This is a genomic window from Salinivibrio socompensis S35 (assembly GCF_000513715.1).
GTDB lineage: Bacteria > Pseudomonadota > Gammaproteobacteria > Enterobacterales > Vibrionaceae > Salinivibrio > Salinivibrio socompensis.
In genome coordinates, this window is the sequence record NZ_AQOD01000021.1 from 1 (window position 1) to 10,907 (window position 10,907).

The window sequence follows — 10,907 nt, forward strand, 5'->3', positions numbered from 1 at the left end:
TTAAAACACAAGTTGCGGTTTTATTTGTTGTTGTTTCTGGTCTTTTTTAGCCAAAAATTTATCCGTGTGCTCGCCAGTGCCACAGAAGGGTCGATCCCGGGAAATCAGATCATTACCTTAGTCGGCCTCTATATGCCGTCGATGGCGATGCTGATGTTACCGTTGAGCTTGTATATCGGTATTTTGATTACTTTCGGGCGCTTTACGCCGAGAGTGAAATCACTGTGATGAATGCCACTGGCATTGGCAATGAGTTTCTGATCCGGGCCGCGCTGTATCTCGCGATCATTACCGGCTCGGTGGCCGCTTTCAACTCGTTGTGGCTAACGCCATGGGCTAACAACCAAGAACTCGAGGTCATGGAGCAGTTAGAAGCCAAATCCGGTTTAGAGTTGTTGGTTCAAGGGCAGTTTCAAAGTGCGCCGTCGGGCGAGGCGGTTATCTTTGTCGACAATATCGAAGATGACGGCAAAACGCTGAATCAGGTATTTGTCGCGCAGCCTGTTCCTCAAGGATCCTTACTGCCCAATGTGGTGGTCGCCGATAAAGGCTATGTCTCTGAGTTGTCTGATGGCCGACAAGTATTGGATTTGTTAGAAGGGACACGCACGGAGGGCATTCCTACTCGCCTTAACTACGGGATCACGACCTATAAAAATTATCAGGTGTTAATTGGTCAGCGAGAAGTGCGGGAGAAAAACCGTGACTGGGATGCGGTCCCCACGTTACAATTGTTGGGTGAAAGTAGCTTAAAAGCCCGCGCAGAGCTGCAATGGCGGATCTCGCTGGTGCTGTGTATTCCATTGATGACCATGATCGTGGTGCCGCTTTCGTCCGTCAATCCACGCCAGGGGCGCTTTGCCAAACTCTTCCCCGCGATATTGATTTATCTGGCCTATTTTTTATCGATCAGTGCCGCCAAATCGGCGGTAGAAGATGGCGATCTGCCCGCAGAAATAGGCCTGTGGAGTATCAATCTGGCCGCCTTGTTATTGGCTGTGGTGCTTGCCGGTTGGGATTCGTTACCGGTGCGAAAACTCAAAGCTAGCTTAAAAGGATCTGCCTGATGTTTCGTATTCTTGATTGGTATATCGGCCGAACATTAATAGGCACGTCGTCATTGTGTTTAGCGACCTTGGTTGGATTGTCGGCGATCATCAAGTTTGTCGAGCAACTGCGCTCGGTAGGTGATGGTGCCTATACCATGGGCAAAGCCATTTTGTATGTGTTACTAAGCATGCCACGGGACATTGAAATGTTCTTCCCGATGGCGGTATTGCTCGGCGCGCTCATTGGCTTGGGCATGCTGGCCTCTAGCTCTGAGCTGGTGGTGATGCAGGCGGCTGGGGTGTCTAAACTACAAATTGGCATGTCGGTGCTCAAAATGGCGATCCCGTTAATGCTGATTGTGATGGTGCTGGGCCAATGGGGCGCACCGGATGCACAGAAAGCCGCCCGAGAGCTACGCGCCATTGCCAAATCAGGCGGCAATGTGATGTCGGTGCGGCGGGGCGTCTGGGCGAAAGATGGCAACGATTTTATCTATATCGCCCGTGCCGATGAGCAAGATACACTGACCGGCGTGAGTATTTGGAAGTTTGATGATCAGCAAACGATGACCAATGTGGTCTTTGCGGAGCGTGCCGATTATCTCAATAAAGACAGCTGGATGCTAAAAGACGTAACCATCACACGGATGCAAAACCAAACCGCACTGACAAACGTGACACAAGATGAATTGGTTTGGAATACCACGCTCACCCCTGACAAATTAGCCGTGGTGACGGTCAAGCCGGAAGAGTTGCCTCTATCGGGTTTGTATAGCTATGTCTCGTACCTTAAAGCGTCACAGCAAGATGCCTCACGTTATGAGCTGGCCCTGTGGCGAAAAGCGGTGCAGCCTTTGTCGATTGCGGTAATGATGCTATTGGCGCTGAGTTTTGTGTTTGGGCCTTTGCGCACTGTCACCATGGGGGCGCGGGTGTTATCAGGTGTGATCTTCGGCTTTGGCTTTTATATTGCCAACGAAGTCTTCGGGCCCATGAGCTTGGTGTATCACCTTCCGCCCGCCTTGGGAGCGATCACACCCAGTTTGATTTTCTTAGTCATCACCTTGTTGCTACTGAGGCGCAAGCTGTAGCCTAGCGCATTACACGCGTGAACGGCGAAACGAGGTGGTTTCTCGTCACGAGAATGATTGGGTGGCTAGGCGAGCTGGCGCGGAATTGTACTCGATACGGATAAAAAAGGGCCGATATGCTGTCGGCCCTTCGTTTATCGTTTATCTGGCTGTGAAAGCCTAGAAGCGATAGCTCATGCCCAAACGCAGGTCACGTCCAGGCTCAGGCATACTATTACCGCTGCTTAAGGTGAACGAGCTATGCTCGCTGTATTCCTTGTCGAGCAGGTTATTGACCGCGAGTGAAACGGTAAGCCCCTGATACGCTGCTGGCTGCCACTGTGCGCGCACGTCATGGACCACGTAACCAGGCTTCTCGTGTTTATCTTCTGGCACATCGGTCAGCCTTTCCACCCCAGTAAGGTATAGCCTAAGCTCACATCCGTATCGACCAGCTGATATTGCGTATCCCATACCCAAGTGTTGCCGACTGAAGCGCCAATTGCCATGGAGTCGCCTAAAGGATCGCCATTTTCATCTTCCATGTCGACGTAGCTATAGCTCAGACGGGTATCGAGTTGCTTGAGCATCCAGTTGACACTGGCTTCGACGCCTTGGCTCGTGACATCGCCATCGAGATTGTGAAGATAATTAGGAGTACTATGACGATCATAAGCTTGATAGTTTTCGATCTGGGTTTTAAATCCCGTCAAGGCGAGGTTGAGTGTATCTTGCTCAGCCAAAAGCCATAGCCTTGCCAGTCCATACCGATTTCGGCTTGCTTGGCGTGCTCGGGCTTGAGGTTTTTATCGACCTCAACAGCACCGCCAATTAGCAATACCTCGCGGGTTTTGGCACCGCGCACGGCTTCGCCGTAACCAGCATGTAGACGCAGGTTGTCAGTGGCTTGATAGCTCAGTTGCAGGTTCGGCGAGACGTCACTGCCATCGACTTCACCCGCTTGGCCATAATCGGTGTGGTAGTCATCAAAGCGTGCGCCCCAAGCAATGCCAAGGTCTCCGACTGTCATTCTATCTTGCAAGAAAACGCCAATGTTTCTGGCTTTATCTTGGTTGTTAGGACCGTTCGCTTCATCATAATCGATATTGTCGGTTTTTTGCTCGAACATATCGATACCCGTGGTGAGATCATGCTGCAACGCACCGGTATTGAAACGCATACGGTTACGAATATCACCGCCAGTATTGCGCGAACGGCTGAATGTCTGGCTCTCAATCCGATCTAGATCCAGGGTGTTTTGATAGAGCTTGGTGGTCAATTCTATCCAGTCGGAATCCGGCGCCCAGCGATGTTGGAAAGAGAAGGTTTCGCGATCGGTTTCTTGATAGCTCTGGGATTGTCTGCCGAAGTAGGGCATATGGGCACGGATAAAGTAATCGCCCTGATCGGTGCGACGCTCGGCGCTCACTCGAACATCGTGATCACCGTGTTCAAGGAGCGACAGCTTGATCAGGTAGCTTCGCTGTTGGCTAGCGGTGGCAGGTTGTAAATCTCCCCCACCGTGACGATAGTCATCACTATTGCGGCCTTTGATATAGGCAAGAATGCCGAGCGATTCGCCAAGGCGACCATATACCGCGGAGCTACCCGAGGTGGCGTTTGCTGCGCTTTCGTGACCAGCGGCAAAACGGGCTCCAGTATCTTGTCCTGGATGCAGCATATCTTGTGCATCTTTGGTCTCGAAACGCACGCTTCCTCAATGCGCCTGGGCCATTATCGGCGCTGGCCGGCCCGGATTCGACGCCAACACGTTTGAGCAGCTCAGGCTCAATGTTTAAACGTCCTTGGTGGTGGAACAGGTAGCCGCCTTGAGCCGCGCCATCGACGGTAATGTTGAGGTTGGTATCTTCAATACCACGCAGGTAGACCTTTTGTCCTGCTCCGACGCCGCCACCGACATTCATGCTGACGGTGTCTCGGAATATGTCTTCTAGATCTTGAGCTTGACGTGCTTCAAGTTGCTCGTCCGTCACAGCGATATTGCCTGATAGGCTGTCAGCAGTGACAGTCACGGTATCGAGTGTTTGTTGCTCTTGAGCGTGAATAGAGAAGCTAAAACTGCCCGCGATAACGAGTGCAACCGTTAAAGGGTTTAAACGTAAATGCATTTCATACTCCTATGCAAATAGTTCTTATTTGTAGTGGTGGGGGAATATATCAAGTGAGGAGATAAATAACTAATAAAATCACTATAAAAATGCGTATTGTTACTATTATTATCTTTTTTGTTGTAGAGGGGTAATGTAAGTGACTGAATTGTTTTCATTAAGAAAACGAAGGGGTAACCAGCTAAAACGGGGAAATGATATGCGGGAAGGCGGCGTCAATAAAAAGGCCAGCAATAATGCCGGCCTATATACGATGATAACGCAGTGACGCTGACTTTTATTCAGATTGAGGCGCGTCTGCGTATTCAAACGCTTTTACCACGCCTTCCACACCGCGAATATTACGTGCAATCTCGACAGCTTGATCTGCCTGTACCTTGGTTACTGCGCCCATTAAAAACACTTCTCGGGCTTCAGTGACCACCTTAATATTCACGGCGCGTAGCTTTTCATCGGCGACAAAGGCCGCTTTTACCCGGGTGGTTAGCCAGCTGTCAGTGCTGATATCCGCTAAGCCAAGCATGGGCGTTTCGCGGACTTCGTTATACACCACATCGACGTTGTCCAGTGCTCGGATCCGTTGGACCAGTTGCTGGGTGAGGGCCTGATCGGTGCTTTGACCGACTAACAGAACTTGTCCTTGAAACGATGCCGCATTGACGCGAAGCTTATTTTTGAAAGGGGTCTTGTTGACGATCCCGGCGGTATTTAGCCCAATTTGCGTATCTTGCCATTCTTCTCCGGTGGTACGAGGGTCGGACGAATAAATGGCGGAACATGCTTGCAGGGTCAGTGCCAGTATCAAGGTTAGGATAACGCGCATGGATTATTCTCCGTGAGAAGGAAAGAGGACTTGGTCAATCAGATCACACAAGCAATGGACAGTGAGTAGGTGTCCTTCTTGAATGCGCGCAGTACGTTGTGAGGGAATACGGACTTCGACATCACGCTGGCCAAGCAATCCCGCCATTTCACCGCCGTCTTTCCCGGTTAACGCAATAATGGTCATATCACGGGTCACGGCCGCTTCCATCGCTTTGATGATGTCTTTACTGTTCCCGCTGGTGGATATCGCCAAAAGTACATCGCCCGCTTGTCCTAGCGCACGGACTTGCTTAGAAAACACTTCATCATGACTGTAATCGTTGGCCACCGCCGTCAAGGTGGTGGTGTCGGTGGTCAGTGCCAACGCCGGTAAGCTGGGGCGCTCGGTTTCAAAGCGATTTAACAGGCAAGACGCAAAATGCTGGGCATTCGCGGCTGAGCCGCCATTACCACAACACAGGATTTTGTGGCCGTTGAGTAGACTTTGCACCATCACTTGTGCCGATTGTGATAGATACTCGGGAATCGCTTCTGCAGCCGCGATTTGGGTTTGAATACTTTCGGTAAAGCTCTCTTTAATGCTCTCTAGCATGACTTACCCTTGAACAATGTTTTGAATCCAATTGACCGCTTCAACGCTGCCATCAAAGGTCACGGCGTCAAAGCGAAATTCTGTTTGCATACTTTTGATGCCGCGGCATTGCATCCAACGCTCTGCCGCGAGGACTAAACGACGCTGTTTTGCGTTGGTGATACTCGCTGCCGCGCCACCAAAGCCGTGTCCGCGTCGGAAACGCACTTCCACAAAGACTAAGCAGCGGCCATCGCGCATCACCAAATCAATCTCGCCGCGTCGACTGTGAGCGTTTTTATCGAGAACAATCAGCCCATGGCGCATCAGATATTGGCAAGCATGAGCTTCATAAGCCTGTCCTGTTGCTCTGGGCTGAGGTTGTTTCACTGTGCCTCTCCGCGGCGTTCCGTCTCGACAGGCTCAATCGCGGTTTTACCAAATCGCGCCCAGTCTAGCTGACGGTGGATAATACACTGTTCGGCGAGTGAGAGTTGCCCTGTTTGCCCGCTGAGCTGATAACCCGGTTGGGCTTGCATTTGTGGTAGCCCTTTCAACAGCTGATACGCATCCATCCCCAAAGCATGTAAGCGCGTGGTGTTGTTACTTGGCGACGGGTGACGCTGTTGATAGGTTTTATAGGCATCGCTTTGGGCGTGAATCAATAAAGGAATGTCACTGAATTCGATGCCTTCTAGCTCGGCTAATTGGCCCATGCCATCGGCGCGGTTATTGCTGCGCGAGCTTGCATAGAGTTTAGGCGGCAAGACATCGGGGTTAATCGCCACCTCAATAAAGGGTTTTAATAAGGTAAGCTCAGCGGCACCGGCTACCATATAAACCGCATCAATGTCGCGACGGCTCCGAGCTTGCGATTGTAACGATAAACCGGTGAGCTGTTTCAGTTGCGCAATGCGACGCTGACTGGCATCTAAGCCAAAGATATCACGAATACGTGCTTGCATCTTATCACGCTCGCCGAGCGGTGCTTGCTCAACGTCTGTATCGGTGAGTGACTGCCAGCGAGCGGAAAACGCATCACGAATTCGTTGGCCAAAGGCAGAATCAGGTAGAGGACCAATGGAAACTGGTAGCCTTGCTGGTGAAGACGGTCGGCGGCTTGTGCGGCTTCTTGCTCTGGTGACAAGGTGAAGTAACACACCCCTTTTGTGTATCGTTCATCAGTAGGCTGGTTGAGCGCCAATAAAGGCACTTGACCTGCTATAGCCTGACTGACTGCGGCGACTTTGTGTTTTTGTAACGGTCCAACCACGAAATCGATACCATCATCACGGATACGTTGCGTGAGCGTCTCGATATCCATGGCGTTGGTGTCATAAAAGCGCACACGAGGGCGTTGATCTGTCTTGGCATCGAGCATGGCTTCAACAAAGCCATCGCGAATGGCATCACCTTGATCAGCGAATTTATCCGAGAGCGGAAGCATCACCCCCACATTGGTGGGCTGTGTGATGGTCAGTGCTTGAATATCGGCCAAATTGTCCGGTAAATACTGGTTCGCGGGATGCGTAGGATGCGACGCTAAGTAGCCATCTAATTGGCTTTGCATCTCGGCCAGATCGCCAGTGTAACGACGTGCGATATCGAGTAAGGTGACCCAACCGGCAAGGATGTCATCGTCACTGGACTGAAGCTGTTTGATCTCGCGCTGGTTAAGCGACTGTAAGTCTTGCCACAGCGTGTTCCATGCTTGTTGAGCCTGGTCGGATTCCATGTAGCTGGCTAACCGATGCTGATTATTGACGGCGCCGAGGACATTGTTTTGCTGACGCGCAATTTTGGCTTTTTGTTGGTAAAAGCGCACATACTGGCCATCTGTTAGCTGCCAGTCAGGTGATAACACGAGCGCTTGCTCCGCTTGGGTTAGCTTACCGGCCTGTGCTAAAAAGCGTCCACGCGCCAGTGTCCATTCAATACGCTGGTCCACGTTAAGATTGCGCTCAGCTAATCGTTGCAGTAGCACATCCGCTTGGTTCAGTTGCTGCTCGTTAATCAGCGCTTTGATCGCCAGTAAAAACCAGTCATTTTGCTTCTCGCCTTGGCTGGTTTCTGCCTGCAACAAATAAAATGTCGAATTTTCCGTTGCTGGCTGACTGATGACATCACGCGCAGTTGGTGAGGTGGACGGTGCACTACAAGCCGCTAAAGCCAATGCTAAGGCTACAGGGGTAATAAGTCGTGTTACACTTTGGCGCTTCTGGGTAAGTTTAACCATGAACATATTTCAACCGTGACAACGTTGCCCCTATCTTAATCGCCGAAGGGTTGTTAAACAAATGACTGATGCAAATCTATCCGACCATGCTCACCCCACGTTGTATATTGTGCCAACGCCGATTGGCAACTTAGCCGATATTACCCAGCGTGCACTTGATATTTTAGCCAGTGTCGACGTGGTTGCGGCCGAAGATACGCGTCATACCGCTCGGTTGTTATCGCATTTTTCTATTAGTGCGAAAACTTTTGCGTTGCACGAACACAATGAACAGCAGAAAGCCGCTGCTTTGTTAGCACGTCTGCAGCAAGGTCAGTCGATTGCATTGGTCTCTGATGCCGGCACGCCTTTGATTAGTGATCCGGGTTATCACCTGGTCACCCAATGCCGAGAGGCCGGTGTTAGAGTGGTTCCACTGCCTGGCGCTTGCGCGGTGGTCACTGCATTAAGTGCTTCTGGTTTGCCTTCAGACCGTTTTAGTTTTGAAGGGTTCCTCCCCCCGAAGACAAAAGCGCGACAAGATACGTTCCGTGAATTAGCGGATGACCCGCGCACGCTGATTTTCTATGAATCACCACATCGCATTCGTGACAGCTTGGCGGATATGCGCAAGGTGCTGGGAGATGCGCGTCGCGTAGTGCTGGCGCGCGAGCTGACCAAAACCTTTGAAACCATCCATGGGGCGCCATTGGGAGAGCTTATCGAATGGTTAAGTGAGGATCCCAACCGCTTGCGCGGAGAAATGGTGTTATTGGTCGCCGGCCATCGTGCCGATAAAAGCGCGTTACCGACCGCCGCTTGTCACGCACTAGGTTTGTTGGCAGCCGAGTTACCTTTAAAAAAGGCAGCCGCGTTAGTCGCGGAATTATATTCGGTGAAAAAAAACGCACTCTATAAATGGGGCTTAGAGAATTTGTAGCTGAGCGTGATTTACCCTGGCTTGCGTGAATATTCTTCTATATACTCCCCCGCTCGAGTTGGCCGGGTAATCGCTGCTTTATTGATGTCCTTTGGGAGACTGATAAAGGGGAGGAAAGTCCGGGCTCCTCAGGCAGGGTGCCAGGTAACGCCTGGGAGGCGCGAGCCTACGACCAGTGCAGCAGAGAGTATACCGCCGATGGCTCTTCGGAGCACAGGTAAGGGTGAAAGGGTGCGGTAAGAGCGCACCGCGCGACTGGCAACAGTTCGTGGCACGGTAAACTCCACCCGGAGCAAGACCAAATAGGTCCCTATTGGCGCGGCCCGCGTTTGGGGACGGGTAGGTTGCTGGAGCCTGTGAGCGATTGCAGGCCTAGACGAATGGTTACCGCCGTTTTTACGGTACAGAACCCGGCTTACAGGCCAACTCACCTTGCCTTTAGGGCGAGCTTTTTTGGCTCGCCCTCTCTTTTTCAGCGTTTGAATCAGACGATTTGGTTATAACCAAATGTAATTGGCTTATCTGTGTCGTGATTAAGCTGCTGAAAACCTTCTTTAATCTTTCCAGGTGTGATCTTGCTCACTGTCATGGCTTGCTTGACTTTCTTTTTACCTGCTACGTACACTTCTGGGTGGGAAAATGTGGTGTAAAGTGGATAATCTTGGTGAAAAAGGGAAAATAACGTCATGTTACGTGGCGTCAGCGCCATCTCGGTCGATAAAAAAGGGCGACTCGCCCTGCCAACGCGCTATCGCGATCGGTTAATTAACCATTGCGATGGCCAGTTTGTATGCACGATCGATCACCAACTCCCTTGCTTGGCGCTGTATCCAGTCCCGGAATGGGAAGTGATAGAGGCGAAATTGTCGCAGTTATCCAGCTTTCAACCTGCAGAACGACGTTTGCAGCGCTTATTACTCGGCCATGCCTTTGATTGTGACATGGACGGACAAGGTCGCCTATTACTGCCCGCGACGTTACGCCAATATGCCGGGCTAGAGGGCACAGCGATGCTGGTTGGCCAACTTAATAAATTTGAGATTTGGGACGAGCAGACGTGCAGGCACAAATTCGCCAGGATATGGACACACAGGCGGAATCAACCCCGATGATCAGTGAGCGGTTAGCCGATCTCTCTCTGTAAAAAATAAAGTGAATGTATGTCAGAACAATATACCATGTTTCCGTCCTATTAAATGAATCGGTGGACGGCCTTGCGATTAAACCCGATGGCATTTATGTCGACGGTACCTTTGGTCGCGGCGGTCACTCGCGCCATATTCTCTCGCAACTCGGCGACAATGGCCGTTTGTACGCTATTGATCGTGATCCGCGTGCAATTGAAGAGGCCAAGAGCATTGATGATCCGCGCTTCCAAATTATTCATGGGCCTTTTTCCGAAATAGCATCGTACCTCAGCGAGCGGGATTTAACCGAAAAGGTTGATGGGATCCTCCTTGATTTGGGCGTGTCCTCGCCTCAACTTGACGATCCTAGCCGTGGTTTTAGTTTTATGCATGATGGCCCGCTTGATATGCGTATGGATCCGAGCACCGGCCAGTCTGCAGCGCAGTGGTTAGAGACCGCGAGTGCCGATGATATTGCCTGGGTACTAAAAGTGTTTGGCGAAGAGCGTTTTGCGCGCCGAATTGCCAATGCCATTCTTCGTCATCGTGACGATGAAGAGTCGCCTGCGCTTTCGACTACAAACCAGCTTGCCAAGTTGATTGATCACGCGGTGCCGTTTAGAGAGAAGAAAAAGCATCCTGCCACCCGCAGCTTTCAAGCGATTCGCATTTATATCAACAGTGAGCTGGATGAAATCGAGCAAGCACTGCAAGGCGCACTCGATAGCTTAGCGCCTCGCGGACGCTTGTCAGTGATCAGCTTCCACTCGTTAGAAGATCGGATGGTAAAGCGTTTTATCCGTAAGCAAAGTAAAGGGCCGGACGTGCCCAAAGGGGTGCCATTGACCGAAGCGCAGATTGCCGAGCTTGGATCGGCGGCGATGAAGCTATTGGCAAAGCGATTAAGCCTCGATGGCGGAAGTCGATCTGAATGCGCGTGCCCGTAGCTCTGTGTTAAGAGTGGCGGAGAAATTAGGATAA

General features: G+C 51.2%; 11 protein-coding genes, 1 other RNA gene and 3 pseudogenes. 6 read left to right on the forward strand and 9 right to left on the reverse strand.

All coding sequences use genetic code 11. The features are described from left to right. Both lptF and lptG read left to right on the forward strand, forming a co-directional pair. Nucleotides 1-1,067 (forward strand): annotated as a pseudogene (gene lptF, locus DZ54_RS18640) (LPS export ABC transporter permease LptF); the annotation flags it as partial. Next, the gene (lptG, locus tag DZ54_RS0103165) at nt 1,067-2,140 is read left to right on the forward strand and encodes an LPS export ABC transporter permease LptG (protein ID WP_025673069.1); all 1,074 of its coding nucleotides are present in this window, start codon (nt 1,067-1,069) and stop codon (nt 2,138-2,140) included. The pseudogene lptF and the gene lptG, both read left to right, overlap by 1 nt. Before the next feature lie 159 nt (nt 2,141-2,299). Here lptG and DZ54_RS0103170 read toward each other — a convergent pair whose 3' ends face one another. The 8 genes and pseudogenes from DZ54_RS0103170 to DZ54_RS18645 all read right to left on the reverse strand — a co-directional run bounded on the left by DZ54_RS0103170 (nt 2,300) and on the right by DZ54_RS18645 (nt 7,886). Then, the gene (locus tag DZ54_RS0103170) at nt 2,300-2,515 is read right to left on the reverse strand and encodes a TonB-dependent receptor (protein ID WP_025673070.1); all 216 of its coding nucleotides are present in this window, start codon (nt 2,513-2,515) and stop codon (nt 2,300-2,302) included. 5 nt (nt 2,516-2,520) lie between these two features. Then, nucleotides 2,521-2,862 (reverse strand): TonB-dependent receptor domain-containing protein, encoded by a 342-nt coding sequence (locus DZ54_RS0103175; RefSeq protein WP_025673071.1) that lies wholly within the window; start codon nt 2,860-2,862, stop codon nt 2,521-2,523. Further along, entirely contained in the window at nt 2,829-3,830 is a 1,002-nt protein-coding gene (locus DZ54_RS0103180; protein ID WP_164831546.1) for a TonB-dependent receptor domain-containing protein, read from the reverse strand. Before DZ54_RS0103180 ends, DZ54_RS0103175 begins: the two co-directional genes overlap by 34 nt. Next, the gene (locus DZ54_RS0103185; protein ID WP_025673073.1) at nt 3,724-4,248 is read right to left on the reverse strand and encodes a TonB-dependent receptor plug domain-containing protein; all 525 of its coding nucleotides are present in this window, start codon (nt 4,246-4,248) and stop codon (nt 3,724-3,726) included. Before DZ54_RS0103185 ends, DZ54_RS0103180 begins: the two co-directional genes overlap by 107 nt. 277 nt (nt 4,249-4,525) lie before the next feature. Continuing rightward, the gene (locus DZ54_RS0103190; protein WP_025673074.1) at nt 4,526-5,071 is read right to left on the reverse strand and encodes a BON domain-containing protein; all 546 of its coding nucleotides are present in this window, start codon (nt 5,069-5,071) and stop codon (nt 4,526-4,528) included. Nucleotides 5,072-5,074: 3 nt separating this feature from the next. Continuing rightward, nucleotides 5,075-5,665 carry a phosphoheptose isomerase gene (locus DZ54_RS0103195; protein WP_025673075.1) on the reverse strand — a complete coding sequence of 197 codons (591 nt, stop codon included), beginning with the start codon at nt 5,663-5,665 and terminating at the stop codon, nt 5,075-5,077. A gap of 3 nt (nt 5,666-5,668) precedes the next feature. Further along, nucleotides 5,669-6,034 (reverse strand): YraN family protein, encoded by a 366-nt coding sequence (locus tag DZ54_RS0103200; RefSeq protein ID WP_025673076.1) that lies wholly within the window; start codon nt 6,032-6,034, stop codon nt 5,669-5,671. Further along, nucleotides 6,031-7,886, reverse strand: a pseudogene (locus DZ54_RS18645) (penicillin-binding protein activator). Before DZ54_RS18645 ends, DZ54_RS0103200 begins: the two are co-directional and overlap by 4 nt. A gap of 55 nt (nt 7,887-7,941) precedes the next feature. On the opposite strand from DZ54_RS18645, the gene rsmI reads away from it, so the two are divergent. Beyond that, entirely contained in the window at nt 7,942-8,799 is an 858-nt protein-coding gene (gene rsmI / locus DZ54_RS0103210; protein ID WP_025673077.1) for a 16S rRNA (cytidine(1402)-2'-O)-methyltransferase, read from the forward strand. A gap of 54 nt (nt 8,800-8,853) precedes the next feature. Then, nucleotides 8,854-9,233: RNase P RNA component class A (gene rnpB, locus DZ54_RS23240), an RNA gene on the forward strand. A 50-nt stretch (nt 9,234-9,283) separates the two neighbouring features. On the opposite strand, the gene DZ54_RS0103215 is transcribed toward rnpB, so the two are convergent. After that, on the reverse strand, nt 9,284-9,487 hold the full coding sequence (locus DZ54_RS0103215) for a hypothetical protein (RefSeq protein ID WP_025673078.1): 204 nt from the start codon (nt 9,485-9,487) through the stop codon (nt 9,284-9,286). Here DZ54_RS0103215 and mraZ point away from each other — a divergent pair. Next, nucleotides 9,486-9,911: a division/cell wall cluster transcriptional repressor MraZ gene (gene mraZ / locus DZ54_RS18650; protein ID WP_205619363.1), complete on the forward strand. Its 426-nt coding sequence runs from the start codon at nt 9,486-9,488 to the stop codon at nt 9,909-9,911. The genes DZ54_RS0103215 and mraZ overlap by 2 nt on opposite strands. Nucleotides 9,912-9,959: 48 nt before the next feature. Then, nucleotides 9,960-10,907 (forward strand): annotated as a pseudogene (gene rsmH / locus DZ54_RS18655) (16S rRNA (cytosine(1402)-N(4))-methyltransferase RsmH).